Raw genomic sequence first — 26,198 nt, 5'->3', positions numbered from 1 at the left:
GGCCGCAGCGCCTCTCGTCGCGGGCTGCCGGGCTGGCAAGAATCTGGAGAGAGCCCGCCGCCCGGAGTCGCCATGCGCATCCACCACAGTCCCGATCACGCCCTGCACCACGGCCGCTGCGAATTGATCGATGGCCAGTTGCAGCCCTGTTTCGAAAAGCCCCAGCGCGTCGAATTCATCCTCGCCGAATGTCACCGTAGGCAGCTCGGCGAGGTGGTGCCGCCCAGGGACTTCGGCCGGGCGCCACTGGCACGCATCCACAGCACGGCCTATCTCGACTTTCTCGCCGGCGCCTGGGACGAATGGGCGGCCCGCGGCGAGACCGTGGACCTGCTGCCCTATACCTGGCCGGCGCGCACCCTGCGCCAGGTACTGCCGCCCACCAGCCTGCACGGGCGCCTGGGTTACTACAGCTTCGACGGCGGCGCGCCCATCACCGCCGGCACCTGGCAGGCCGCCTACAGCGCCGCCCAGGTGGCCTTGAGTGCCGGAGCCGAGGTCGCCGCAGGTGCCCGCAGCGCCTTCGCCCTCTGCCGCCCGCCGGGCCACCACGCCGCCGCCGATGTCATGGGCGGCTACTGCTATCTGAACAACGCCGCCATCGCCGCCCAGGCCGCCCTCGACGGCGGCGCCCGGCGGGTGGCCATCCTCGATGTCGACTACCACCACGGTAACGGCACCCAGGACATCTTCTATGCGCGCGACGATGTGCTGTTCCTTTCGCTGCACGGCGATCCGGGTTTTGAATTCCCCTTCTTCCTCGGCTATGCCGACGAGACCGGCAGCGGGGCGGGCCAGGGCTTCAACCTCAATCTGCCGCTGCCCGCCGGCAGCGCCTGGGACAGCTGGAGCGCCGCCCTGGAGGTAGCGCTGGCGCGCGTGCAGGACTATGCCCCGGACCTGCTGCTGGTCTCCCTGGGCGTGGATACCTTCAAGGCCGATCCCATTTCCCAGTTCAAGCTGGAGAGCGACGACTACCTGCGGCTGGGCGAACGCCTGGCGCGGCTCGGCCTGCCGACCCTGTTCGTCATGGAAGGCGGTTACGCCGTGGCGGAGATCGGCATCAACACGGTGAACGTCCTGGCCGCCTTCGACGGCGCCTGATCCCTATCGCGAGGAATCCGACCATGCACAGCCTCCTGCGTCCGCTCACCGCCCTGCTCGGTGGCGCCCTGCTCGCCACCGCCGTCCAGGCCGCCGATCCCGGCGAACTGCGGGTCTACAACTGGGCCGACTACATCCTGCCCGAGACGCCCAAGGACTTCGCCAAGCAGACCGGCATCCGCGTCACCTGGGATACCTTCGACAGCAACGAGTCGCTGGAGGCCAAGCTGCTCACCGGCCGCTCCGGCTATGACCTGGTGATTCCCTCCAACCAGTTCCTGGAAACCCAGATCAAGGCCGGCGTATTCCAGAAGCTGGACAAGAGCAAGCTGCCCAACTGGCAGAATCTCGATCCCGAGCTGCTCAAGCTGCTGGAGGTCAACGACCCGGGCAACCAGTACGGCGTGCCCTACATGTACGGCACCATCCTCATCGGCTTCAACCCGGCCAAGGTCAAGGCGGCGCTGGGGGCGGACGCACCGGTGGACAGCTGGGACCTGGTGTTCAAGCCGGAGAACATGGCCAAGCTCAAGAGTTGCGGCGTGGCCATGCTGGACTCGCCCTCGGACATCCTGCCGGTGGTGCTGCACTACCTGGGCCTGGACCCCAACAGCGCCAACGCCAAGGACTACGAAAAGGCCACGGCGCTGATGCTGAAGATCCGCCCCTACATGGCCTACTTCAATTCCACCAAGTACATGACCGATATCGCCAACGGCGACATCTGCGTGGCGGTGGGCTATTCGGGCAGCTTCTACCAGTTCGGCAATCGCGCCAAGGAAGCCGGCAACGGCGTGGTGGTGGACTGGCGTCTGCCACGCGAGGGCGCGCCCATCTGGTTCGACACCTGGGCCATTCCGGCCAGTGCTGCCAATGTCGACCAGGCCCATGCCTTCATCAACTACCTGCTCGAGCCCAAGGTGATCGCCGGGATCAGCGATTACCTCGGCTACCCCAACGCCAACAAGCCGGGCATGCCGCTGGTGACCGCCGCCATCCGCGACAACCACGACCTGGTGCCCACCCCGGAGATGCTCAAGAAGCTCTATGTGGTGCAGCCGCTGCCGCAGCCCATCGAGCGGGTCCGCACCCGTGCCTGGAGTCGTATCAAGGCCGGTAATTGAAGGTCGAGTCCTCCACGATCATCCGAATGGTAGCCAATGGCTACCATTCGGCGGTTACATCCCCGCGTCCGGGAACCCTCTATCGCGCTAAGGGACTTATTGTGCTGAAGTGACCCATTGGATTTACCTGCCAGGTACGGCGTCATGTCCCTCAGTCTCGCCCTCACCCGAGCGCTGGCTCGGCCTTTCTGGGCCCTGCGCTTCGAACCGGTATTGGAACGGCATTACCAGCACGACATCGCCCGTTCGCGCCGGCGGCACCTGCGCATCAGCCTGACCGTGGCCATCCTCGCCTACGCCAGCTTCTCGATCTGGGACTGGATCCTGATGACCGATGCCTTCTGGCTCATCAGCCTGCTCAGCGCGCTGGTGGTGATCGGCGGCGGGCTGGTATTGCTGGCGCTCGGGTTGATACGTGCCGAACATCCCGCGCGCGAGTGGCTGGGCATCCTGCCCTGTCTGCTGGCCTATCTCCCGCCGCTGCTCGACGTCGAGGCCACCGATGCCGCGCATCGCGCCCTCTGGCTGGCGACCATGCCGCTGATGACGCTCTTCACCAACAGCTGCATCGCGCCGCCCCTGCGCCAGGCCGCGGTCCACACCCTGATCGCCCTGCTGGCCATCGGTCTGGCCACCCAGATGCATAGCCTGCCGGCCCTGGAGGCGTCGCTGGTCATGACCCTGGCGTTCGCCACCGCGAGCTTTACCCTGCTCAACAACTTCTGGATGGAGCGCGCCCGCCGTCAGGGCTATCTGCTGATCCTGCGCGACCGCTTGCGCAACGAAGAGCTGACCGCCTCCAACCGCTTCCTGGCGCAGCAATCCGCCACCGATCCCCTGACCGGCGTGGCCAATCGCCGGGCGCTGATGCAGGCCCTGGCCACCGCCCTGGCCCATCCCCCGCCCCGGCCGCTGCTCCTGCTGATGATCGACGTCGATCACTTCAAGGCCTTCAATGACCGCTATGGGCATCCGGCGGGCGATCGCTGCCTGCAACAGGTCGCCAGCGCCCTGGCCGACGAATTGCGCGCCGGCGATTGCCTGGCCCGCTACGGCGGCGAGGAATTCGCCATCCTCTGCACGCCGTCGCGCGAAGAGGATGCCGCCAAGCTGGCGCAGCGCCTGCTCGACGCGGTACGGCGCCTGGAGATCCCCCACCTCGGGCCCCAGGCCGGTCCGCGGGTGACCGTGAGCATTGGCGGCGCCTGTGCGCGGCCGGATCACGACTCTGCCGAGAGCTTTATCGAAGCCGCCGATCGCCAGCTCTACTGGGCCAAGCAAGCCGGGCGCGACCGCGCCATCCTCGAGGACTGCGATCGCTGCCACCCAGCGATGGAAGAATCCCTCTAGCCCAGGCGATAGACCCGATCGATCAGGACCACGCTGGCCAGGCGCTGGCGCAGATCGTCGTCCAGGCTGGGATCCTGCCAGTCGTAGAGGCCGATGCGGGCATAGGCCCGACCCCGTGGCGGCCGGGTGCCCAGATACTCCCAGACCACCCGGGTGCAGGCCGGCTCGCGCCGGTCGGAGGCGCTGACGCCCAGCTTGAGTCCGTTGAGGCGATCGATGCGGTTGCGCGCGCTGGGCAGCAGCACCGTCTGCGACAACTCGTTGCCGGTGAGGGATTCGTAGTCGGTAAAGAACAGCCGGCTTTCCAGGCTCATGGCCAGGCCCAGGTAGCGAAAGCGTGCCTGGCTGGTGGTCTCGCCGCGGCGACGCAGGCGCTCGAAGCGCACATAGCGGAAGACACCCGCTTCCGCGAACAGCCAGACCAGTCCGCAGAGCACCACGCCCGGCGTGGACAGCGACGGATAGTATTCGTGGTAGTAGCCCTGGTAACGCGCCAGGCCCTCCTGACGCTCGCCGAACAGGGCCAGGGCCTGCCCGGCCCACCCCGTTTCCTGGCCGACCGGCGCGCCCAGGCGCGCCGCGAATTGCCGCTGTGGTAGCTGTAGATCGCCCACCGGCAGGCCGAAGAATTCCGCCAGCCGCTGCAGGTTGTAGGGCGACGGACGGCTTTGCCCGTTGAGGTAGCGATTGAACTGGGCGCGGTTGATGCCGACGGCGCGACAGACGGCGGCAATCGAGCGGTGGCGCTGGCAGAGCAGCTGCAAATTGGCGGAAAAGTCGCTCATGAGTCCGGCCCGAGCTTGACAGACGGCCAGAAAACTAGCATCAAGTCGCGCCATTTTGAAGCGAGGCGCGGAATTGTTCACGCCGGTGGGATAGCCGAATCTAGGCGCCCGGTCCGACCTACTGCCCGTTCCACCCGGACCGACCCGTCCCAGCGCCTGTTGCCGTCGTCTCCCCACGACGGGAGCAGACCCTGGCGGGATATTCCACAATAATAGCCCCAAGGCTTGCGAGCCGGCCTTGGAGCATCACTAGCATGCTCGAGGATTCTTCATGCACTACCTAGAAATGCTCAACGACTTCCTGTCCGGCCACGTGCTCATCGTGCTGATCGTCGGCCTGGGCAGCTATTTCACCCTGCGCTCGCGATTCGTGCAGGTGCGCCATTTCCCGCACATGTTCACCGTGTTCAAGGACTCCCTGCGCAACAGCGGTGATGGCCTGAGCTCCTTCCAGGCGCTGATGCTCAGCCTGGCCGGTCGCGTCGGTGCCGGCAACATCGCCGGCGTGGGCCTGGCCGTGACCCTGGGCGGCCCCGGCGCGGTGTTCTGGATGTGGGTGACCGCCCTGGTCGGCATGGCCAGCAGTTTCTTCGAGTGCACCCTCGCGCAGGTCTACAAGCGCGCCGACGGCGACGGCCTCTATGTCGGCGGCCCGGCGTACTACATCCAGCACGGCCTCAACAAGCGCTGGATGGCACTGGCCTTCTCGGCGCTGCTGCTGGTGACCTACGGCTTCGCCTTCGTCGGTCTGCAGTCCTTTACCGTGACCCATTCGCTGGAAAACGCCTTCGGCCTGCCGGTGCAGTACACCGGGATCGCCCTGGCCATCCTGCTGGGCCTGGTGTTCATCGGCGGCATCAAGCGCATCGCCGCGGTCTCCGACATCCTGGTGCCGGTCAAGACCCTGGCCTACATCGCCGTCACCCTCTATGTGATCGTCACCCAGATCGACCTGGTCCCCGGCACCCTGCTGACCATCGTCAAAAGCGCCTTCGGCCTGGAACCGGCCTTCGCCGGCCTGCTGGGCGCCGCCATCACCATGGGCGTCAAGCGTGGCGTCTTCGCCAACGAAGCCGGCCTGGGCGCAGCGCCCAACGTCGCCGCCGTGGCCGCGGTCAAGCACCCGGCCGCCCAGGGCGTGGTGCAGGCCTTCAGCGTCTTCCTCGACACTTTCGTCATCTGCACCTGCACCGCGCTGCTGATCCTGCTGTCGGGCTTCTACACCCCGGGCTTCGAAGGCGATGGCATCGTCCTGACCCAGAACTCCCTGGCCGCGGTGGTCGGTGACTGGGGTCGCATCTTCATCAGCGTCGCCCTGTCGCTGTTCGTCTTCACCTGCATCCTCTACAACATCTACCTTGGCGAGAACGGCCTGCGCTACCTGCTCGGCCGCGGCAAGGCCGTGCTGCTCGGCTATCGCGGCCTGGTGCTGGTGCTGATCTGCTGGGGCTCCATGCAGAACCTGACCACGGTGTTCGCCTTCGCCGACATCACCATGACCTGCCTGGCCTTCGTCAACCTGATCGCCCTGGCCCTGCTGATCAAGGTCGGCATGCGCGTGCTCAACGACTACGACGCCCAGCGCCGTGCCGGGGTCGACCAGCCGGTGTTCGACGCCGACCAGTTCCGCGACCTGGACCTGGATCGCCAGGCCTGGCCGGCGCTGGAGCGTCTGGAAGAGACCGTCGCCGAAGCCCGCGCCGCCCAGCCGCGCCAGGCGCACTGACCGCCGCCACCGGGTCGTCCCGACCCGGACCGCGACCGCTTTCCTGCCCCCACCCCGTGTGGGGGCAGTCTTATCAGGAAGTCCCTCATGAGCTCACCCTACCTGCACATCCTCTACACCGGCGGCACCATCGGCATGCAGGCGACCGCCGCCGGCCTGGCCCCGGCCGCCGGTTTCGAGGCGCGCATCCAGGCCCTGCTGGCCAGCCGTCCGGAGCTGGGCAATCCGGCCTGGCGGCTGCAGGAGCTGCTGCCGCTGATCGACAGCGCCAACATGACCCCCGCCGCCTGGGAGCGCATGGCCCAGGCGATCATTGCGGCCGCTACGGACCCGGCCTGTCGCGGCGTGCTGGTGCTGCACGGCACCGACACCCTGGCCTACAGCGCCGCCGCCCTGGCCTTCCGCCTGCTGGGCTTGGCCATTCCGGTGCTGCTGACCGGTTCCATGCTGCCGGCCGGCGTGCCGGACAGCGATGCCGACGGCAACCTGGCCGACAGCTTCGCGGCCTTCTCGAGCGGACTGGCGCCGGGAGTCCAGGTGCAATTCCATGGCGAACGCCTGCCCGCGGCGCGCTGCACCAAGCAGGCCAGCAGCGGCTGGAAGGCCTTCGTGGCAAGCGCCCGGCCGCGCAGCGGCGACGCCCTCGTCGCCGCACCTGCCGCGCTACGCTTCGACCAGCCGCGCCAGCCGGTGCGGGTGGCGGTGCTGCCGCTGTTTCCGGGGGTCGACGGTGGGGTCCTGCGCGGTCTGATGGGCAGTGGCGTGCAGGGGCTGGTACTGGAGTGCTACGGCAGCGGCACGGGGCCGGCGGACGACGCCGACTTTCTCGCCGCCCTCGCTGAACTGCGCGACGCCGGGGTCCCCGTGGTCGCCCTCAGCCAGGGTGCCCGTGGCACCGTGGAATTGGGCACCTACGCCGCCGGCAGCGGCCTGGCCGACGCCGGGGTCATCTCCGGTCGCGGCATGACCCGCGAAGCCGCCCTGGGCAAGCTGCACGCCCTGCTCGGCTGCGGCCTGGAGCGCGCCGCGGTGGCCGAGTGGATCGGGCGGAATCTGTGCGAGGAGTTGTGATCGTCGGCTAGGTGCCGGCTGCTCCCTCACCCCGGCCCTCTCCCTGGGGGAGAGGGGGCGTTTGGGTCGACTTCGTGCGGGCTCCTGTGTGACCTCTGCCGCCCGCTAGCCCGCTTCATCCTGGCCTGGATCCAGGCTTGCCCTCGACACGCTCATCACCCCGCGCCAACCTCTATCGGAGCACCCGCTCTCCCTCTGGGAGAGGGCCAGGGTGAGGGTGCGCTTGAAGCCTGACAGCCCCAAGTCCTGCGCACCAAACTCCCCCTTAAGCGCCCCCTCTCCCTCCGGGAGAGGGTCGAGGTGAGGGTGCGCTTGAAGCCTGACAGCCCAAGCCCTTCGCACCAAACTCCCCCTTAAGCGTCCCCTCTCCCTCCGGGAGAGGGTCGGAGTGAGGGTGCGCTTGAAGCCTGACAGCCCAAGCCCTTCGCACCAAACTCCCCCTGAGCGCCCCCTCTCCCTGCGGGAGAGGGTCGGGGTGAGGGCCGCCCCAGGCGCCCGCTCAGTCCCTTACAGCGCCTCGCGCCACAGGCTCACCGCCATCTCGGCGGAGGCGCCCGGCGCCACGGTGAGGACGTCGTCCATCACCCGGGCGGTCTCGATGCAGAGCATGCCGGTCCAGGCGTCGTCGGCGAACTGGCTCAGGCGCGCGGCCTTGTCGATCCAGGGATTCCACAGCACCGCCGAATGGCTATTGCGGGTCTCGACGAACAGCCGGCGCTGCCACTGGGGATCGCGGATCGCCAGGCGGGCCGGCAGGCCGACATAGACCCGGTCGGTCTCGGCGGTGATGGTGGGCTCGCCGTTCTGCCGCTTGCGGGTCCAGCCGTCCAGGCAGTCGTAGTAGTCGGCATTGGCCAGGCCTTCGATACCCACCTCGCGCACGTCGCTCACGGCGAAATAGGTGTGCAGCGCCTGGCTCAGCACCAGCGGATGATCTTCCAGATTGCGCACGCTCAGGGTCAGCTCCAGGCGCTCACCGACGCTCAGGCTCAGGGTCAGCTCGGTGGCATGGGGCCAGCCCGGGGTGGTCTCGGCGGAGGTGCGGTGGTGGAAGTCCAGGCGCACCCGGTCGGTGTCCACCTCGACGCCGCCGGCCTGCCAGGCGACCTGCCGCGCCAGGCCGTGGGCCGGGGCGTCCGCGGTGGTGGTGCACATGGCCTGGACCGCGGGCGGATTCTTCAGCAGGTCGCCGAACCAGGGCCAGCAGACCGGGATGCCGCCACGGATCGGGGTGCCGGGCTCGAACACGGCTTCCGGATTGCCCCAGACGATGTCCGGTTCGCCGTCGAAGCCGTAGCGCAGCACATGGGCGCCCTGGCAGGCCACCAGGGCTTCGGCCTGGCCGACGCGGATGCGCCAGACGGGCAATTGACCCAGTTGGATCTGTTCGACGAGGGGGGCAGCGGACATGGGATGACTCCTGGAAAAGGTGAGAGGCGACTGTAGTCCAGTCGAGGACCGGGCTCCAGCCAGCCATGGACAGCAGCGGCGGTAAAATCTTCCAACGCTGGCCGCGTCTCATACCGGTGCCGCACCGCTCGGCTAGACTCCTGGTCTCCCCTCTTCAGGAATGGCTCCCGCATGTCGGCTTTCCCGCGTCTTTCCCTGCTGCTCGGCCTGGGCCTGGCCCTGCCGCTCCTGGCCAACGCGGCCAATCCCCTCGACGACGAGGTCCGCGCCGCCGCCCGCGCGGTGATGGCCGAGCAGGACATCCCCGGCCTGGCCGTGGGCGTCACGGCCCCAGGGCTGCGCCGGCTCTACTACTTCGGCACCGCCGACCGTCGCAGCGGCCAGCCGGTGGACGCCGCTACCCTGTTCGAGATCGGCTCCCTGAGCAAGACCTACACCGCCACCCTGGGTGGCTACGCCGCGGTGACCGGTCGCCTGCGGCTGGACGAGTCCGCCGCTCAGGTCCGCCCGGCCCTGGCCGGCAGCGCCATCGGCCAGGCCAGCCTGCTGCAACTGGCCACCTACAGCGCCGGCGGCCTGCCGCTGCAATTTCCCGATAGCGTCACCACGGACGATCAGGCGACGGCCTTCTACCGCGCCTTCCAGCCGCCCTTCCCCGCCGGCAGCCGCCGCCTCTACGCCAATCCCAGCATCGGCCTGTTCGGCGCCCTGGCGGCCCAGCGGCTCGACGAGCCCTTCGCCACGGCGCTTCTGCGCCACGTGCTCAAGCCCCTGGGACTCGATCACACCTATCTGCAGGTGCCGGCGGCCGAGCAGGCCCACTATGCCTGGGGCCATGGCAAGAACGATCAGCCGCTGCGGGTCAATCCGGGTGTCTATGCCGAAGAGGCCTATGGCATCAAGACCACCGCCGGCGATCTGCTCGCCTTCGTCGAGGCGAATCTCAATCCCGGTCGGCTGCCGGGACCCCTGGCCAAGGCGCTCGACGCCACCCAGCAGGGCTACTATCGCAGTGGCCCCCTGACCCAGGGCCTGGGCTGGGAGGCTTACCCCTATCCGCTGGCCAAGACCCAGCTGCTGGCCGGCAACACCCCGGCGATGGCCCTGGAGCCGCAACCGGTGGACTGGCAACACCCGCCCCTGCCGGCGAGCGGTGCCCGCCTGCTGAACAAGACCGGCTCCACCAACGGCTTCGGCGCCTATGCGCTGTTTATCCCCGAGCGCCAGCTCGGCCTGGTAATCCTGGCCAACCGCAATTATCCGATCCCGGCGCGGATCGAGACGGCGTGGCGGATCTTGCAGAAGCTCGATAGCCGGGTGCAGTGAGGTACCTCAATCGCGGCCATGGGCCGCTCCTACAGGGTGTGATGCTTCTGTAGGAGCGGCCCATGGCCGCGATAATGCGAGCAGACAGTCATCTGTAGGAGCGGCCGCCTCGGCGGACCGCCATGGCCGCGATCAACTCGAACCCCGTAGCGTGGAAAACGGCGCAGCCTTTTCCACTGGGAGTTCGCAGCAGGGGGCTCCCCCACCCCAGCCCTCTCCCCAGGGGAGAGAGGGCCATCCGAAGTGGCGCTCAACTTCATTGGCGCTGACAAGATCAGAGCAGTCGCGTGGATGACGGTGCAGCCTCATCCACAAAACCCAACCTCAGGCCCCACCCGACTCCTCGCGCCCTTCCACCGGCAGTTCGTGCTCGGTGGCGTAGCCGGCGTCGGCCGCCTCCAGCACGCCGTGGGCGATGCTGCAAAACAGCGAATTGACCCGGCGCATGTCGCTGAGCAGGCCCAGGTGCAGGGAGCTGGTCTCGAAGCTCTCAACCACCTGCTGGTGCAGCCGCTCGACGTGGGCATGGGCATAGCGCCGCTCCAGCAGGCGGAAGCGCTGCTTGAGCCGGCGCAGGCGGCGCGCCGCGTCTAGGTCGCCGGAGAGATAGACCGACAGGCACAGCTTGAGGCTGTCGACCAGCAGCCGGTGCAGGGCGGAAAGTTCGTCCACCCCGGAAGCCGAAAAGGAACGGCGGGCGGCGATCTTCTTGCTGTCGACGTCGCTGGCCATGCGCTCGATCAGGTCGCCGGCCTGCTCCAGGTTGATCGCCAGTTCGATGGTCTCGGCCCAGCGCCGGCTGTCGCGCTCGTCCAGGTCGTCGCGCGGCATGCGCGCCAGGTACAGCTTGATCGCCGTGTAGAGGGCATCGACGTCATCGTCGAGACGGCGCACCTCGCGCGCCAGCTGCTTGTCGCCGGCGTTGATCAGCACCAGCAGGTGCTGCAGCATCTGCTCGATGACGTCGCCCATGCGCAGGAGCTCGCGGGAGGCGTTGGTCAGCGCCAGGGCCGGAGTGTCCAGGGCGGCGGTGTCCAGGTGCCGCGGCCGCAGGATCGTCTCGGCGCTGTCCTTGGCCGGCAGCATGGCGGTGCAGAAGCGCGCCAGGGGCCCGGTCAGCGGCAGGAACAGCAGGCAGCGCACCAGGTTGTAGGCGACGTGGAAGCCGATCACCACCTCGGCGTCGTTGAAGTCGTAGCCCTGCAGCCAGTCGGCCAAGAGGCCGATCCAGGGCAGCACCAGGATGCAGCCGGCGAGCTTGAACAGCAGGCTGCCCACCGCCACCCGCCGTGCCTCCACGCCCTGCTTGGCCGCGCCCATCAGCGCCAGCACGCCGCTGCCCAGGTTGGCGCCCACCACCAGGCACAGCGCCACCTTGAGCGAAATGACCCCGGAGCCGGCCAGGGTGGCGGTCAGCAGCACCGCCGCCAGGCTGGAATAGGAGACCATGGCGAAGACCGCCCCGGTCAGGGCGTCGAGCAGCTGGTCGCCGGTCAGCGAAGAGAACAGCACCTTGACCCCGGCGGCATGGGTCATCGGCGAGGCGGCTTCGACGATCAGCTGCAGTGCCAGGATGATCAGCCCCAGGCCGATGGCGACCCGGCCGAGCTGGCCGGCGCGGGTCTGCTTGCGACCGAGAAAGAACACCACGCCCAGAAAGATCAGCAGCGGCGACAGCCAGGACAGGTCGAAGGTCAGCACCCGCGCCATCAGCGCGGTGCCCACGTCGGCGCCGAGCATGATGGCCAGCGCCGGGGTGAGCGGCACCAGGCCCTGGGCGACGAAGGAGGTCACCAGCAGTGCCGTGGCGTTGCTGCTCTGCACCAGGGCGGTGACGGCGATACCGGAAAGAAAGGCCAGCGGCATGCGCTGCATGCTGCGGCTGAGCACCCGGCGCAGGCTGGCGCCGTATACCCGCAGGATGCCGGTGCGCACGATATGGGTGCCCCACACCAGCAGGGCCACAGCGGATAGCAGATTGAGCAGTGTCAGCATCGTGGCGCCCTCCCGGCGCGTGTCCAAGAGCTCCTGGCGAGCTTGTCACAAAATCGTAATGACCGTTCTGCACAGACGCACGAGCCCGAAGGCAGGGCACCTTCGGGCTCGTGGGGACTTGCTGGATTAGGCGGCGGAGAGCCGGGTGGGTTCCGCCGCTGGGCTCAGATCTGCTCTTTGCGCAGCTTGACCGCTTCGCGGGCCTTGGCCTTGCCGCGCAGGCGGATGTTGATGGCTTCCACCGCCAGCGAGAAGGCCATGGCGAAGTAGACGTAGCCCTTGGGCACGTGGACCTCGAAGGCCTCGGCGATGAGCACGGTGCCGACCACGATCAGGAAGGACAGCGCCAGCATCTTCAGACTCGGGTGCTTGTCGATGAAAGTGCTGATGGCGCCGGCCGCCAGCATCATCACCAGCACCGCGACGATGATCGCCGCGACCATGACCGGCACGTGGCTGACCATGCCGACCGCGGTGATCACCGAGTCCAGCGAGAAGACGATGTCGATGATGGCGATCTGGATGATGGTGCCGATGAAGCCGCTGCCCTTCTTCGTGGGCGCGTCTTCGTCCTGCTCTTCCTCGCCTTCCAGGCCGTGGTAGATCTCGGCGCTGCTCTTCCACAGGAGGAACAGGCCGCCGAAGAAGAGGATGAGGTCACGGCCGGAGATGCCTTGGCCGAATACAAAGAACAGGTCGGCGGTGAGGCGCATCACCCAGGTGATGGACAGCAGCAGCAGGATGCGGGTGACCATGGCCAGGGCCAGGCCGAAGAACCGGGTCCGCGCCTGCATGTGCTTGGGCATGCGGCTGACCAGGATGGAGATCATGATGATGTTGTCGATGCCGAGGACGATCTCCAGGGCCGTCAGGGTAAAGAAGGCGACCCAGATTTCCGGGTTGGTCAACCAGTCCATTGCAAATCCTCTCGTAGCTAAGGCGCGCTCGGGCGCGCGCTCTAATGGAAAAGGCGCATCGGGCGACGCGCCGTTTTCGAACAGCCGGCAAGGCTAGTCGTAGCTCTGGCAAAACTCTAGCGGCTGTACAGCGGAAACACACCCAGTAACAAAGCGCCGACCAGCAGGAACATGCAGGTCACGGTGGCCCACTTCAGGGTGAAGCGCTGATGGTCGCCGAATTCCACCTTGGCCAGGCCCACCAGCAGGTAGGTCGAGGGCACCAGCGGGCTGAGCAGGTGCACGGGCTGACCGACGATGGAGGCCCGGGCGATCTCCACCGGACTGATGCCATAGGCCGCGGCGGCCTCGGCCAGCACCGGCAGCACGCCGAAGTAGAAGGCGTCGTTGGAGATGAAGAAAGTGAACGGCAGGCTGACCAGGGCGGTGATCACCGCCATGTACGGGCCCAGGGCGTCCGGGATCACCGCCAGCAGGCCCTTGGACATGGCGTCGACCATGCCGGTACCCGAGAGGATGCCGGTGAAGATGCCCGCGGCGAAGATCAGCGAGACCACCGCCAGGACGTTTTCGGCATGGGCGGCGATGCGCTGCTTCTGCATGTTCAGGCAACGGTAGTTGACGGTCATGGCGATGCCGAAGGCGATCATGAACAGCACCGGCATCGGCAGCACGCCCATGATCAGCGCGGCCATCAGCGCCAGGGTCAGCAGGCCGTTGAACCAGCGCAGGTGCGGGCGGCGGGCCTCGGCGCACTGGGAGACAGTGACGTCGGCGCCTTCGGTCTCGCCGATCTGCAGGATGCCCAGGCGCGCGCGCTCGCTGCGGCCATAGAGGTAGGCCAGGAAGAACAGCCAGGCGATGGCCAGCAGCATGGGCGCGATCATGGGCACGAAGACGTCGGCCGGATCCACGTGCAGGGCACTGGCGGCGCGCGCGGTCGGACCACCCCAGGGGGTCAGGTTCATCACGCCACTGGAGAGCAGCATCAGGCAGGTCATGATCAGCGGATTCATGCCCAGGCGCCGGTACAGCGGGAACATGGCCGCCACGCAGATCATGTAGGTGGTCGAGCCGTCACCGTCCAGGGAGACCACCAGGGTCAGGAAGACGGTGCCCATGGCCACCTTGAGCGGATCGCCCTTGACCAGCTTGAGGATCCAGCGCACCGCCGGATCGAACAGGCCGGTGTCGATCATCACCGCGAAGTAAAGGATCGCGAACAACAGCATCACGCCGGTGGGCGCCAGTTTGCGGATGCCGTCGAGCATCATCGGGCCGAGGGCGTCGAGCTTGACGTGGCCGAGGCTGGCGAATTCGCTGGACAGCGCCCAGGCCAGCACGGCGAAGGCGATCGGCACCATGGTCAGGGCGATCAGCGGAGACAGGCGCTTGGTCATGATCAGGTACATGAAGGTCATGACCATGGCGAAGCCGAGGAAAGTCAGCATGGGAATACCTCTGAATTTTCGCGAAGAGAAGGAAGATCAGCCGCGGCGCAGGGGCGCGGGGAGGGCGAAAATCCAGGGGAGAGGGGCGCGCGGGGACGCCTGGAAGGACAGATACGACATGGCAAGAATCCTGGTTATTTTTGTAGGCACGTCGCCCGCTCACGGGGGCGGGTCTTGAGGGGATCCTAAGAGGTCAACCTTTCGCCAGCCTTGCGTGGTGGCGAGTGGATGTTGCCGGATGTCACGAAGCCGACACGGGCGGGGGCTGTTCGGCCCGCTGCCAACCCGGGATGCTCAGGTGCTCGACGAAGAAATCGAGCAGCACCTGGATCTTGGTGGGTCGGCTGCGCGCCGAGGGGGTCACGAAGTAGAGGCCGCCACGGGTCAGCTGCCAGTCCGGCAGCAGCTGCACCAACCGGCCATCGGCCAGGTAGTCGGCGGCGATGAAGTCCGGCAACTCGGCGATGGCGAGGCCTTCCAGCAGCACCGGCAGCAGGGCTTCGGAATTGGTGACGCGCAGGGGGCCACGGGGTAGCACGCTTGCCTCGCGACCCTCGTCCCCGCTGAAGCGCCACACCTGGCTGCGCGCCCGATAGGCATAGCTCAGGCAGGCATGGTCGGTCAGTTCCTGCGGATGGCTTGGCCAGCCGTGGCGCTCGACATAGGCCGGCGCCGCCACCAGCAGCTGGCTCACCGCGCAGAGCCGCCGGGCGACCAGCGAGGAGTCCGGCAAGGCGGCGATGCGCAGGGCGGCGTCGAAACCCTCCGCCACCAGATCCACGGTGGCATCGGACAGGTGCAGATCCACCGACAGCTGGGGATAGCGGCGCAGCAGCTCGGGCAGCAGCGGCGCCACCCAGCGCAGGCCGAAGGCCATGGGCACCGCCAGCCGCACCTGGCCACGGGGCTGCACGGCGCGGGCCTGGGCAGCGCTTTCGGTCGCCTCCGCCTGGCGATAGAGATCACCGGCCTGAGCGGCCAGCTCGCGGCCGAATTCGGTCAGCGCCAGCTGCCGCGAGGTGCGATTGAACAGCCGCCCGCCGAGGCGTTCCTCCAGGCGCGTCACCGCCCGCGAGACGGTGGCCACCGACACGCCCAGCACCCGCGCCGCGGCGGCGAAGGAGCCCTCTTCGGCGACCTTGGCGAACATCGCCAACCCTTCGAAATCCGGCAATCTGCTCAATTCATTTCTGCAACGATGACTTGCCAATCATTCTATTTTGCAAGGAAGCCAGGGTCGATAGGCTGACTCCACCTGATCACAACCCTCGGAGTTCCCGCCATGACCCTCAAGCTCGCAGACAAGATCGCCCTCGTCACCGGCGCCACCAGCGGCATCGGCCTGGCCGCTGCCAAACTCTTCGCCCAGCAGGGCGCCCACGTCATCCTCACCGGTCGGCGGCAGGCGGAACTGGACGCCGCGGTCGCCCAAGTCGGCAATGCCACCGGCATCGCCGTGGACTCATCCCGCCTGGACCAGCTCGATGCCCTCTATGAGCGCATCCGCCGCGAGCACGGACGCCTTGATGTGCTCTACGTCAACGCCGGGGGCGGCAGCATGCTGCCCCTCGCCGAGGTGACCGAGGCCCACTACGACGACACCTTCGATCGCAACGTGAAGGGGGTGCTGTTCACCGTGCAGAAGGCTCTGCCGCTGCTGGCGGACCATGCCTCGGTGATCCTCGCCGGCTCCACCGCCGCCAGTACCGGCACCCCGGCCTTCAGCGTCTATGGCGCCTCCAAGGCCGCCGTGCGCGCCTTCGCCCGCAACTGGATCCTGGAGCTGCAGGGCCGCGGCATCCGCATCAACACCCTGAGTCCGGGCGCCACCCGCACCCCGGGCCTGGTGGAGCTGGCCGGTCCGGATGCCGCTCAGCAGCAGGGCCTGCTGGACCACCTGGCCAGCCAGATCCCCCTGGGTCGCGTCGGTGAGCCCGAGGAGATCGCCAGGGTCGCCCTGTTCCTGGCCTCCAGCGATTCCAGCTTCGTCAACGGCGCCGAACTCTTCGCCGATGGTGGCCAGGCGCAGGTCTGAACGGCGTCTGGCGGCCAGAAAAAAGCGGACAGCGCCCGGGGCGCTGTCCGCTTTTTTGCCGACCTGATGCGGGCGTCAGCCGCGCAATCGCGTGTTGAGTACGGCGATATGCTCCGGACCGATGCCGCAGCAGCCGCCGATCAGACTCGCACCACGCGCCTGCCAGTCCTGGGCGAAGCTCAGGTAGCCGGGCGGATCCAGGTCCGGACGCAGGGGGTCGAGGCCATCATTGGCGGTGGCCTCTTCCGGCTGGGGCGGGAAGGCGTTGGCATAGGCGCCAAAGGGAATCTCGACACCCGCCGCGGCAAAGGTCGCCCGCGCGGTATCCAGCGCCGCGGCCATGACCTCGGGCTGGCTGCAGTTGAACAGCAAGGCTCCGGCGCCCAGCTCCACCGCCAGCTGCGCGGCCGCGGTCACCGGCTCGCCGGATCTCAGCCGTGGGGTCTCGTCGACGTCTTCGTCCTTGAGGGTGAAGGACAGCCACAGCGGCTTGCCGTCCCCTGGCAGCCCGGCGGCGATGGCGCGCACCTCGGCCAGGGAGCTCTGGGTTTCCGCCAGCCAGAGATCGACATGGGGCGCCAGGCCGCGGATCAGCGGCTGCAGCACCTCGTCCACCCGCGCCGGCTCGAACAGATCGGGGCGATAGGAGCCGAACAGCGGCGGCAGCGACCCCGCCACCCGCACCGGCTGACCGCTGGCCACCACCGCCTGCCGTGCCAGCTGGCCGGCCCGCGCGGCCAGGGCCTCGCCTTCGGCGGCGAAGCGCGCCTCGCCGATATGGAAGGGCACCACCGCATAGCTGTTGCTGGTGATCACCTGGGCGCCGGCCTCGATATAGGCGCGGTGCACCGCTTCCACCTGCTCCGGCGCCTCGCTCAGGGCCAGGGCCGACCATTCCGGCTGACGGAAGGGCGCGCCGCGACGCTGTAGCTCGCGGCCCATGCCACCGTCGAGAAGCACAAGATTCATGTTGGCCATATAGCTATTTCACTTTTCCTTATAACCAAAACAGAGTTCAATATCGGTTCTCATATCTCTCTAATACCAGGCCCTCTTACCCTTTGCAAAGGACGCCTCCATGAGAACCGCTCTGCTATCGGCCCTCGGCCTGACCCTGGCGCTGGTCGCCACCTCGGCCTCGGCCGGGGCCACCCTGGACCGCATCAAGGCCAAGGGCGAGCTGGTCAACGTGCTCATGGAGAGCTATCCGCCCTTCTCCCAGCTCAATGCCCAGAACCAGCTGGAAGGCTTCGACGTGGACGTGGCCAAGGCGGTGGCCGACAAGCTCGGCGTCAAGCTGCGCCTGGAAACCCCTTCCTGGGACGTGATCGCCGCCGGTCGCTGGAGCGGTCGCTACGACGTCTGCATCTGCTCCATGACACCCAGCCAGGCGCGCGCCCAGGTGTTCGATTTCCCGGTCAACTACTACGCCTCGCCGGCGGTGATCGTGGTCAACGCCGGTGACGACCGCATCCACGGCGCCAAGGACCTCTCTGGCAAGAAGGTCGGCGTCACCAGCGCCTCTTCCTATGAGAGCTACCTGAACAAGGACCTGACCATCGAGGGCCAGGAGGACAAGCCGCTGAGCTATCCCTTCGACGATGTCCAGGTGGTGCCCTTCCCCGACGACAACGTCGCCTTCCAGGACCTCGGCCTGGGCGCCGGCAAGCGCCTGGATGCGGTGCTGACCAACCTGGTGACGGCCCAGCCGCGCCTGGCCCAGGACAGCAAGTTCAAACTGGCCGGCGCGCCGCTCTATGCCGAGCCCAACGCCGTGGCCATCGAGAAGGGTGATCCGGAATTCGCCGCCACGCTGCGCGAGATCATCGAAGGGCTACGCCAGGACGGCACCCTGAAGCGGATCTCCGACAAGTGGATCGGTGCCGACATCAGCCAATGAGTCCGCTACCGCCCCCAGACCAGCGCCGCCCCCTGCTGAGTTTTCGTACCCGTGTCTGGCTGACCTGGCTGGCGCTGCTAGCCGGGGGCGTGGTCTTCGTGCTCGGCTTTGACCTCAAGTTCGCCAGCGTCTGGCCGCGCCTGCCCAACCTGGTGGGTTGGCGCCTGGGCCCCAACGGCTTCCTGCAGGGCGCGGCCCTGACGCTGTTCCTCAGCCTCAGCTCCATCCTGGTGTCGGTGCTGCTGGGCTTCGCCGCGGCCCTGGGCCGGCTGTCGTCCAGCGCCCTGGCCTATGGCGTGGCGACCTTCTACGCCTCCTTCTTTCGCGGCACCCCGCTGCTGATCCAGATCCTGCTGATCTACCTGGGCCTGCCGCAGATCGGCGTGGTGCCCGGCGCCATCAGCGCCGGCATCCTCGCCCTGTCGCTGAACTATGGCGCCTACCTCAGCGAGATCTTTCGCGCCGGCCTGCTCGGCGTCCCCGCCGGTCAGCGCGAGGCGGCCCTGGCCCTGGGCCTGGCGCCGCGGGTGATCTTCTGGCGCGTCACCCTGCCCCAGGCCATGCGCAGCATCATCCCGCCCACCACCAGCCAGTTCATCTCCATGCTCAAGGACTCCTCCCTGGTCTCGGTGATGGGTGTCTGGGAGGTGATGTTCCTCGCCCAGTCCTATGGCCGCTCCAGCTATCGCTATCTGGAAATGCTGACCACCGCCGCGGTGCTCTACTGGCTGATGTCCCTGGCCATGGAGTTCCTGCAGTCGCGCCTGGAGCGGCACTACGGGAAGGCGTATCGGGGGCGTTAGAGTCTCCCGACGTTCCCGCTGGATCGTGCTAGCCCTTTGATACCAAACCGGATTTTGGTGAACCAGGTCACAACACCCCCGGATCAAGCCTCTACCATTCCCTCCTCCTAAATTCCTGCTTCGGAAAGGACTCACCATGAAGCCTCGTCATCGCCTTGCCGTTCTCTGCCTGGGTGGCAGCCTCGCCGTCACTGGCTGCTCCAACATGTCGCAGAACGAATGGCTCAATCAGGAAAATGTCGGCACCGTGGTCGGTGCGGCGGCCGGCATCCTCATCGGCAGCCAGATCGGTGGTGGCAGTGGCCGTACCGCCGCCATGCTGGCCGGCGCCCTCGCCGGTGGCGCCCTGGGCAAGACCCTGGGGGCCAAGCTCGACCAGCGCGATCGCGAGGCCCTGGCCGTGCAGACGCAGAAGGCGCTGGAGCACGCCCAGGACGGTCAGGTGACCACCTGGACCTCCGACCACAGTGGCGCCACCGCCCGCATCGTGCCGGTGGCGACCGAGACCGAAGCCCGCCAGGTGGCGGTCAAGCGCACGCCCAAGGTGCAGAAGGTCGAGCAGCTGACCCTGCTCAACAAGCCCTATCAGTCGATCAAGTCGGCCAATCTGCGCGCCGCGCCCAACGACAATGCCGCCAAGGTCGGCGGGCTGCCCACGGGTACGCGCTTCACGGCCCTGGGCCGTACCGGCAACGACTGGATCGCCGTGGGCCGCAAGGGCGTGACCATCGGCTATGTCTACGCGCCCCTGGTGACGCCGGCGACGACTGCCACGGTGGCGACCGCTGGCAAGACCAAGGCTCAACCGGCACCTGCGGTCGATCTGGACACCCTGGACGTGGCCAGCGCCAAGCAGCAGGGCGTGGACCTCGACGCCGCCGATCTCGATGCCGCGCCGGTGCAGGACAAGGTCGCCGCCAAGACCACCTGCCGCACCCTGAACTACAGCCTGAGCCAGGATGGGCAGCAGGATCAGCAGACCACCAAGGCCTGCCAGGCCGCTGACGGTGCCTGGGAACTGATCTAAGGAAGGATGACCATGAAACCCACCCTGCTGGCCCTGACGCTGCTGGCCACGGCCACGGCTGCCCAGGCCGAAAGCACCCGCCTCGCCTATTCCAAGGCCGAAGACGTCGAGGTCTTCGTCGACCACGCGGCCGCCGCCTGGTGCGCGCCCGACCTGGCGCTGCGCTTCGTCTACGGCAAGCCCGCCGAGGCCGTGGCCGTCGAACGCCTGATGCCCAAGATCGGCGCATTGCTCGGCAAACAGTGCGACCAGGCCGAACGCCTGACCTGGACGGCGACCGGTAGCACCGACGCCCGGTTGAACGGCACGGCCACCAAGGCCACGGCCTGGACGGCGCAGGTACAGAATCCGGCTGCCATCGCCGCAGCTCCTGCCCCGGCCCCCGTCGAGCCGCCCAAGGCGGCGCCTGCCGAGGCTCCCGCTGCTACGGCGCCTGAAACGGCCAAGCCCGCCACTCCTCCAGCAGTCCCGGAGGCACCGGCACCCGCAGCGCCAGCGGCCCCGGTCGCCGAATCGACACCTGTCGCGCCGGCCAAGGTCGAGCCTGCACCTGCACCTGCACCTGCACCTGCACCTGCACCTGCAGCCAAGGCGCCCGCCGGTCAGATCGCCACCGATTTCGACGTCGCCGGCTGGCGCCCGGGCGATGGCGAGGCCGAACTGGCCAAGAGCGACTTCATGACCACCCTCAAGGACAGCCAGGGCTGCGCCTTCCGCGTTCCCTTCAAGGTCGAGGAAGACAGCCGCTACCTGCAGGTTCGCTCCAGCGGTATCCGTTGCGAGAACGGCCTGGCCCAGGGCGAGGGTGAACTCGCCGTGGAGCGGAGCGATGGCAAGCAGTTGCAGCGCTGGAAGGGTTTCTTCCTCAACGGACTGCCGCTGGACAAGCCCTTGCCGCCGCTGCGCTTCGTCGGCTTCGATAGCCAGAAGCAGGCGCTGTTCCTGCTGGCCAGCGATCCTGCGACCGCCAGCTACAGCCTGCTGCGCCTCGGCTACAGCTATCGCGGCCAGTGGTCAACCAGTGCGCCGGATGTGCTGTTCGTGACCGGTAATAGCGAGCAATTCCGTCAGCTCGACCAGATCCGCCCCATCATCGCCAAGACCCAGCAACAGCTCGACAACTTGGGCACGATGATTCCGCACTTCACCTTCCTGGCCGTGCGCGATTTCACCAAGGGTATCTTTCCCCGCCCTTGGAACAGCAACGAATCCAGTCAGGACTTCTGGCTGTATCGCGTCAACGTCGACCGCAACTGGCGCAGCAAGGCCTGGCAGTTCAACCCCGAGCAGGCCACCAACTACCTGTTCATGTGGGACGAGAAGCAGGCGCGCCAGCGCGAGCAGGTCGCACGCGAGCGTGAGCGCGAAGCCCGGCAGGCACGGATGCAGCAGGCGTTCCGTGCCCGTGACCAGCTCGATACCTACGAGCGCCTGACCCGGGAAGCGCGCAGCAATCCCCAGGCGCTGCTGGCGCGGCAGGTCAACGATGTGGACTACGCGCCGGGCAGTGGTGGCGACTATGGCGACCTGGTGCGTGGCGCTACCCATCCCGTACGTCTGATCGCCCGGGTGACCAAGACGAATAGCGATGGCTGGACCCTCGACTATCCCTATCCGATCCAGGCGCAGGTACCGGCCGGCACCTCGGCCAAGACCGGCTGGTATGTCCTGAGCGGCACCCTGCAGCTCGATCCGAAGGCGCGTGACGCCGACGACCTGCCCCTGACGCATCTGACGGCCAAGGTCGTGCAGCCCTGCACCAGCGAAGGTTGCAGCGACCTGCGCGATCCCCTGGCGCTGGCACGGGTGCAATTCGAAGACCCCGCCTGGACCCCCGAGGCGGCCCGCCAACAGCTCAAGGATGCCGGTCTCGGCGAGGAGCGCTTCTGATGAAACGGACTCTCAACGTCAAACTCCTGGCCGGTGCGGCGCTGGTCGTGGTGGTCGGTGGCTATTTCGGTCTCAAGGCCTATGCCGCTCATGTCGCCGACGGACGTCTGCGCGACTGGCTGTTCGAACACCGCCTGCAAGACAAGATCAGCTGGCAGTCGCTGTCCTCCTCACCGCTGGGCGGCACGATCAAGCTGCACGAGGTGCGCATCAGCGATGGGCCGAGCATCGCCCAGTTGACCCTCTCCGACCTCAAGGACGAACCCGCCCACCGCCGGGCGGATGTCCAGTTCGAAGGCGTGGCTTTTCCGCCCGACGCCAAGGGCCGCTCGACGGCGCTGCGCCTGCCCCTGGTTGGCGATCTGCTGCTCGCCAGCGGACGCGCCGAACTGGCGCCTTTTTCCGGCCGATTGAAATGGAACGTCGAGGATGAGCTGGCGGACATCGGCCTGACCCTGGACCTGCCGGAGCTGCTGGACGTGGATGCGAGCCTGTCGCTGGCCCAGGTCCGTCGCCTGGCCGAAGACCTGAGTGACATGGCCGACAGTGGCCAGCAGGTGGGCCAGCGCGGTCTGCTGTCATCCTTCGGTCTGCTGGGCAAGCTGCAGCAGAGCGCGCAACGCGCCGAGCTGAAGGGCTTGCAGGTGGATGTCACGGATCAGGGCTATTTCAAGCGCAGCCTGGCCCTGACCCGTCGCTATCTGCCACTCGACCCTACCGCGGGCGACTTCGACAAGCAGCGGGACCGGGCCCTGGCCGCGGCGCACCAGCAGCAGCGCAACGACTGCCTGCAGGACTTCCAGAGCCTGGGCGCGCGCGGCAAGGACCTCTGCAAGGGTCTGGTCGATCTGGCCGCCGGCGAAGAAGACGGTCTGCGGGTAAGCCTTGCGCCCAAGGAACGCGTGCGTCTGAGCGATACCCTGGAATTCGCCCTGACCGCGGCCCTGAATCCGGCGGGCGCCGCCGGCCTGCTGGACCGCCTCAACCTGGAGTCGAAAAGCCTCTGACGGCAGCGCTCAGGCCCAGGCCTCCCGCAGCCTGGCCAGCGCCTCCTTGATCCGCGCCTCCGGCACCGCCGCGAATCCCAGCACCAGTCCGGCGCGGGCGTCGGGCGGGGTCGGGCCCTCGGGCAGCCAGTAGCGCGACAGCGCGTTGAGTTCCACACCGACCGCGGCCGCCCGCGCTACCAGTTCGGCTTCGCGGGCCAGCTGGGTGACCGGCAGGCACAGATGCAGGCCGGCCACTGGCACACCCGGCGGGGCGCAGCCGGCGACCTCTGGCCAGCCGGCCAGCAGGGCATCACGGCGACTGCGCGCGGCCCGACGCATGCGCCGGATATGGCGCTGGAAATGACCCTGCTCGATGAAATCGGCCATGACCGTCTGGGTGGCGCTGTCGAGATGGCGGATGCCGGCCCGTTGCAGCTCCAGCAGCGCCGGCACCAGCGCAGGCGGAGCTACCAGATAGCCCAGGCGCAGGCCGGGAAAGGCGATCTTGGAAAAGGTGCCGACATAGAGCACCCGACCGTGGCGATCCAGCGCGGCCAGGGGCGCCAGCGGCGCACCCTGGTAGCGGTATTCGCCGTCGTAGTCGTCCTCGACGATCCAGGCGTCCGTCTGCCGTGCCCAGTCCAAGAGCGCCAGGCGGCGCGGCAGGGACAGCACGGCGCCGGTGGGATACTGGTGCGAAGGGGTGACATAGACCAGTCGGCAGTCCCGCTGGCCTGCCAGTTGCTCCACCACCAGCCCTGCCGCATCCACCGGGATTCCCTGCAGCCGCGCCCCGCCACTCTGCAAGGCCAGGCCCGCGGCGCGATAGCCGGGATCCTCCATGGCCGCCAGGGCGCCGGGCGCCAGCAGCAGCCGGGCGCAGAGTTCGATGGCCTGCTGGGCGCCGCTGGTGATGAGGATCTGCTCGGGTGCGCAGACCAGGCCCCGCGCCTGGCGCAGGTAGGCGCAAAGCAGGCGGCGCAGTCGCGGTTCGCCGCCGGGTTCGCGATAGCCCAGCAGCGCCGGTTCCGGCTGACGCCAGAAACGCTGCTGCAGCCGCGCCCAGGTGGCGAAGGGAAACAGATCCACCGCCGGCAGGCCGACCCGAAAGGCGCACGGCGCGCCGGGCGGCACGCTGACCAGGGGCACGGGGGCCGCCCTGGTCGTGGCTTCGGGAGCGGCCAGCGCCCGGGTCAAGGGTGCGACATAGGTACCGTCGCCCGGGCGGCTGTCGAGAAAACCTTCGGCCAGCAGCTGCTCGTAGGCGGCGGTCACGGTATTGCGCGAGATCCCCAGCAGCCGCGCCAGTTCGCGACTGGCCGGCAGCCGTACCCCGGCGGCCAGCTCACCGGCCAGGATGCGCTCGCGCAGGCCCTGGTAGAGCTGGCGCGCCAGCCCCTGACCCGGCTCCAGCAACAGCCCCGACGGCTCGAATCCCAGCATGGATTGGCACCCTGAAAGTCATGGAAATTGGCTCTTACAGGAAGCCAAAGGCGACCTTAGCATGGTCGGACATCGCTGGAGTTCCTATCCATGTATCCCAATCCCGCCTTCTGTCTCGACGACTTGCCCAGGCTGCACCAGCACCTGCGCGATCACGCCCTGGCGCTGCTGGTCAGCCAGACCGAGGCCGGTCCGCTGGTGAGTCATCTGCCGCTCTGGCTGGCGCCCGACGAGGGTCCCTATGGCACCCTCTATGGCCATCTGGCACGCAGCAATCCCCAGGCGCAGGCACTGGTCGAGGCCCCTGTCGCGCTGGCGGTGTTCCAGGGTCCCCAGGCCTATGTCAGCCCGGCCTTCTATCCCGGCAAGGCCGAACATGGGCGGGTGGTGCCGACCTGGAACTACCAGGCGGTGCATGCCCGCGGCAGCGTCGAGGTGTTCGATGACCCCGAGCGCCTGCTGCAGCTGCTGGAGCGCCTCACCGACCAGCACGAAGCCGGGCGTGCCCGCCCCTGGCAGGTCGCGGATGCGCCCGCGGATTATGTCCAGGGCATGCTGCGCGCCATCCGCGGCCTGCGCCTGCCCCTCGACAGCCTCCAGGGCCTCGCCAAGCTCAGCCAGAATCGCAACGCCGCCGATCGCGAAGGCGTCCGCCAGGGTCTGGCCGCCAGCCCGGTACCCGGCGACCAGACCCTGGCCGCCCTGATCCCCTCTCCCGCCTGACCCTGGAGCCACCCATGACCATCCGCCCCCTGAGCGAAGCCGATCACGCCGTCTGGCACGACCTCTGGCAGGCCTACCTGGCCTTCTACGAGACCGTGCTGCCGGAGGCTACCTATGCCCGCACCTGGCAGCGCCTGCTCGATCCCGCCCAGCCCCTGCATGGCGCCCTGGCCTGGGACGGCGAGCGGCCCCTGGGCCTGGTGCACTTCATCTATCACCCGTCCTGCTGGACCGAGAGCGATTACTGCTACCTGCAGGATCTCTATGTCGCCCAGGACCACCGCGGCGGCGGCCTGGGCCGTGCCCTGATCGAGCACGTCTATGCCCATGCCAAAGCGGACGGCTGCGACCGGGTGCACTGGCTGACCCAGGAGACCAACTATGCGGGACGCCAGCTCTACGATCGCATCGCCACCCGCTCCGGCTTCATCCAGTACCGTCACCTGCTAGGAGACAGATCATGACCCCGCTCGACTGGACCCCGGCCCATGTGCCCAAGCCCCGCTTGCTGCAGGGTCACCATGTACGCCTGGAACCCCTGGACCCGCCGCGTCATGGCGACGATCTCTGGGAAGCCCTGCACGACCGGGACCCGGTCCTGTGGGACTATCTGCCCTATGGCCCCTTCACCGAGCGGGCCGCCTTCGACAGCTGGCTGGCCGGCCTGGCCCAGGGTCGTGATCCCTTGTTCTACGTCGTGGTGGATCCCCGCCATGGCCGCGCCCTGGGGCAACTCAGCCTGATGAGCATCGTCCCCGAACACGGCAGCATCGAGATCGGCCATGTCGCCTTTGGCGGGCGCCTGCAGCGCACGCCCCTGGCTACCGAGGCCTTCTATCTGCTGATGCAGGAGGCCTTCGCCCTCGGCTATCGGCGCCTGGAGTGGAAGTGCGACAACGCCAATGCCCGCTCGAAACGCGCCGCCGAACGGCTGGGCATGCGCCCTGAGGGGCTGTTCCGCCAGCACCGGGTGGTCAAGGGTCGCAATCGCGACACCGTCTGGTTCAGCCTGCTGGATCACGAGTGGCCCGCCGTAGACGCCGGCTTCCGGCGCTGGCTGGCGGCGGAGAATTTCGATGCCGAAGGACGCCAGCTCAGCGCCCTGGCTGTCGCGCCCGGCAAATGAGAA

23 protein-coding genes are annotated in these 26,198 nt (G+C 67.9%); 15 read left to right on the top strand and 8 right to left on the bottom strand.

Translation table 11 applies throughout. From position 1 onward, the window contains the following. Positions 1-72 precede the first annotated feature (72 nt). From DBY63_RS08470 to DBY63_RS08460, 3 genes are all read left to right on the top strand, one after another. Positions 73-1,104, top strand: a complete 1,032-nt coding sequence (locus DBY63_RS08470) for a histone deacetylase family protein (protein ID WP_027600464.1) — start codon at positions 73-75, stop codon at positions 1,102-1,104. A gap of 23 nt (positions 1,105-1,127) precedes the next feature. Further along, the gene (locus DBY63_RS08465; RefSeq protein WP_027600465.1) at positions 1,128-2,228 is read left to right on the top strand and encodes a polyamine ABC transporter substrate-binding protein; all 1,101 of its coding nucleotides are present in this window, start codon (positions 1,128-1,130) and stop codon (positions 2,226-2,228) included. A gap of 144 nt (positions 2,229-2,372) precedes the next feature. Next, positions 2,373-3,578 carry a GGDEF domain-containing protein gene (locus tag DBY63_RS08460; RefSeq protein ID WP_108582223.1) on the top strand — a complete coding sequence of 402 codons (1,206 nt, stop codon included), beginning with the start codon at positions 2,373-2,375 and terminating at the stop codon, positions 3,576-3,578. Here DBY63_RS08460 and DBY63_RS08455 read toward each other — a convergent pair. Continuing rightward, a complete protein-coding gene (locus tag DBY63_RS08455) occupies positions 3,575-4,363 on the bottom strand; it encodes a helix-turn-helix transcriptional regulator (protein WP_074583405.1) in 789 nt (262 codons plus the stop codon). The genes DBY63_RS08460 and DBY63_RS08455 overlap by 4 nt on opposite strands. A gap of 271 nt (positions 4,364-4,634) precedes the next feature. Here DBY63_RS08455 and DBY63_RS08450 point away from each other — a divergent pair, with 271 nt between their 5' ends. Together DBY63_RS08450 and DBY63_RS08445 are read left to right on the top strand one after the other, a co-directional pair. Continuing rightward, complete coding sequence (locus DBY63_RS08450; protein WP_077171202.1) at positions 4,635-6,089, top strand: alanine/glycine:cation symporter family protein; 1,455 nt, start codon at positions 4,635-4,637, stop codon at positions 6,087-6,089. Positions 6,090-6,176: 87 nt separating this feature from the next. Beyond that, positions 6,177-7,160 carry an asparaginase gene (locus DBY63_RS08445; protein ID WP_108582222.1) on the top strand — a complete coding sequence of 328 codons (984 nt, stop codon included), beginning with the start codon at positions 6,177-6,179 and terminating at the stop codon, positions 7,158-7,160. A 507-nt stretch (positions 7,161-7,667) separates the two neighbouring features. Here the strand turns inward: DBY63_RS08445 and DBY63_RS08435 are convergent. Beyond that, entirely contained in the window at positions 7,668-8,570 is a 903-nt protein-coding gene (locus tag DBY63_RS08435; RefSeq protein WP_027598676.1) for a D-hexose-6-phosphate mutarotase, read from the bottom strand. A 171-nt stretch (positions 8,571-8,741) separates the two neighbouring features. Here DBY63_RS08435 and ampC point away from each other — a divergent pair, with 171 nt between their 5' ends. After that, the gene (ampC, locus tag DBY63_RS08430) at positions 8,742-9,896 is read left to right on the top strand and encodes a class C beta-lactamase (protein ID WP_108582220.1); all 1,155 of its coding nucleotides are present in this window, start codon (positions 8,742-8,744) and stop codon (positions 9,894-9,896) included. A 324-nt stretch (positions 9,897-10,220) separates the two neighbouring features. Here ampC and DBY63_RS08425 read toward each other — a convergent pair whose 3' ends face one another. From DBY63_RS08425 to DBY63_RS08405, 4 genes are all read right to left on the bottom strand, one after another. Continuing rightward, positions 10,221-11,891, bottom strand: coding sequence for a Na/Pi cotransporter family protein (locus tag DBY63_RS08425; protein ID WP_027600470.1), 1,671 nt, complete (start codon positions 11,889-11,891; stop codon positions 10,221-10,223). A gap of 164 nt (positions 11,892-12,055) precedes the next feature. Beyond that, on the bottom strand, positions 12,056-12,808 hold the full coding sequence (locus DBY63_RS08420; protein ID WP_027598678.1) for a TerC family protein: 753 nt from the start codon (positions 12,806-12,808) through the stop codon (positions 12,056-12,058). Between the two features lie 116 nt (positions 12,809-12,924). Continuing rightward, on the bottom strand, positions 12,925-14,259 hold the full coding sequence (locus DBY63_RS08415) for a CitMHS family transporter (RefSeq protein ID WP_027598679.1): 1,335 nt from the start codon (positions 14,257-14,259) through the stop codon (positions 12,925-12,927). A 241-nt stretch (positions 14,260-14,500) separates the two neighbouring features. Continuing rightward, a complete protein-coding gene (locus tag DBY63_RS08405; RefSeq protein ID WP_044341267.1) occupies positions 14,501-15,442 on the bottom strand; it encodes a LysR family transcriptional regulator in 942 nt (313 codons plus the stop codon). A 99-nt stretch (positions 15,443-15,541) separates the two neighbouring features. Between DBY63_RS08405 and DBY63_RS08400 the strand changes: the two genes are divergently transcribed. Further along, positions 15,542-16,294, top strand: coding sequence for an SDR family oxidoreductase (locus tag DBY63_RS08400; protein WP_027600472.1), 753 nt, complete (start codon positions 15,542-15,544; stop codon positions 16,292-16,294). A 75-nt stretch (positions 16,295-16,369) separates the two neighbouring features. Here the strand turns inward: DBY63_RS08400 and DBY63_RS08395 are convergent, their stop codons facing one another. Next, a complete protein-coding gene (locus tag DBY63_RS08395) occupies positions 16,370-17,272 on the bottom strand; it encodes a homocysteine S-methyltransferase family protein (RefSeq protein ID WP_027600473.1) in 903 nt (300 codons plus the stop codon). A 100-nt stretch (positions 17,273-17,372) separates the two neighbouring features. On the opposite strand from DBY63_RS08395, the gene DBY63_RS08390 reads away from it, so the two are divergent. The 5 genes from DBY63_RS08390 to DBY63_RS08370 all read left to right on the top strand — a co-directional run bounded on the left by DBY63_RS08390 (position 17,373) and on the right by DBY63_RS08370 (position 22,921). Then, the gene (locus DBY63_RS08390) at positions 17,373-18,194 is read left to right on the top strand and encodes a transporter substrate-binding domain-containing protein (protein ID WP_027600474.1); all 822 of its coding nucleotides are present in this window, start codon (positions 17,373-17,375) and stop codon (positions 18,192-18,194) included. Beyond that, complete coding sequence (locus tag DBY63_RS08385; RefSeq protein ID WP_027600475.1) at positions 18,191-18,997, top strand: amino acid ABC transporter permease; 807 nt, start codon at positions 18,191-18,193, stop codon at positions 18,995-18,997. The genes DBY63_RS08390 and DBY63_RS08385 overlap by 4 nt, the downstream gene beginning before the upstream one ends. Positions 18,998-19,133: 136 nt before the next feature. Further along, positions 19,134-20,024 (top strand): SH3 domain-containing protein, encoded by an 891-nt coding sequence (locus DBY63_RS08380; RefSeq protein ID WP_051399170.1) that lies wholly within the window; start codon positions 19,134-19,136, stop codon positions 20,022-20,024. A gap of 12 nt (positions 20,025-20,036) precedes the next feature. After that, complete coding sequence (locus DBY63_RS08375; protein WP_112298116.1) at positions 20,037-21,914, top strand: hypothetical protein; 1,878 nt, start codon at positions 20,037-20,039, stop codon at positions 21,912-21,914. Next, on the top strand, positions 21,914-22,921 hold the full coding sequence (locus DBY63_RS08370) for a hypothetical protein (RefSeq protein WP_108582219.1): 1,008 nt from the start codon (positions 21,914-21,916) through the stop codon (positions 22,919-22,921). The genes DBY63_RS08375 and DBY63_RS08370 overlap by 1 nt, the downstream gene beginning before the upstream one ends. Before the next feature lie 9 nt (positions 22,922-22,930). On the opposite strand, the gene DBY63_RS08365 is transcribed toward DBY63_RS08370, so the two are convergent. Continuing rightward, the gene (locus DBY63_RS08365; RefSeq protein WP_108582218.1) at positions 22,931-24,346 is read right to left on the bottom strand and encodes a PLP-dependent aminotransferase family protein; all 1,416 of its coding nucleotides are present in this window, start codon (positions 24,344-24,346) and stop codon (positions 22,931-22,933) included. A gap of 90 nt (positions 24,347-24,436) precedes the next feature. Between DBY63_RS08365 and DBY63_RS08360 the strand changes: the two genes are divergently transcribed. The 3 genes from DBY63_RS08360 to DBY63_RS08350 are packed head-to-tail and all read left to right on the top strand — an operon-like array spanning position 24,437 to position 26,195. Beyond that, complete coding sequence (locus tag DBY63_RS08360; protein WP_108582217.1) at positions 24,437-25,069, top strand: FMN-binding negative transcriptional regulator; 633 nt, start codon at positions 24,437-24,439, stop codon at positions 25,067-25,069. Between the two features lie 14 nt (positions 25,070-25,083). Then, complete coding sequence (locus DBY63_RS08355; RefSeq protein WP_042134925.1) at positions 25,084-25,533, top strand: GNAT family N-acetyltransferase; 450 nt, start codon at positions 25,084-25,086, stop codon at positions 25,531-25,533. Next, positions 25,527-26,195, top strand: a complete 669-nt coding sequence (locus DBY63_RS08350; RefSeq protein ID WP_108582215.1) for a GNAT family protein — start codon at positions 25,527-25,529, stop codon at positions 26,193-26,195. The genes DBY63_RS08355 and DBY63_RS08350 overlap by 7 nt, the downstream gene beginning before the upstream one ends. Positions 26,196-26,198: the final 3 nt, after the last annotated feature.

This window comes from Pseudomonas sp. RIT411, from assembly GCF_003057735.2.
GTDB lineage: Bacteria > Pseudomonadota > Gammaproteobacteria > Pseudomonadales > Pseudomonadaceae > Chryseomonas > Chryseomonas oryzihabitans.
Note: the sequence above shows the minus strand (reverse complement) of the source record. Positions and strands in the feature narration are given on the sequence as shown.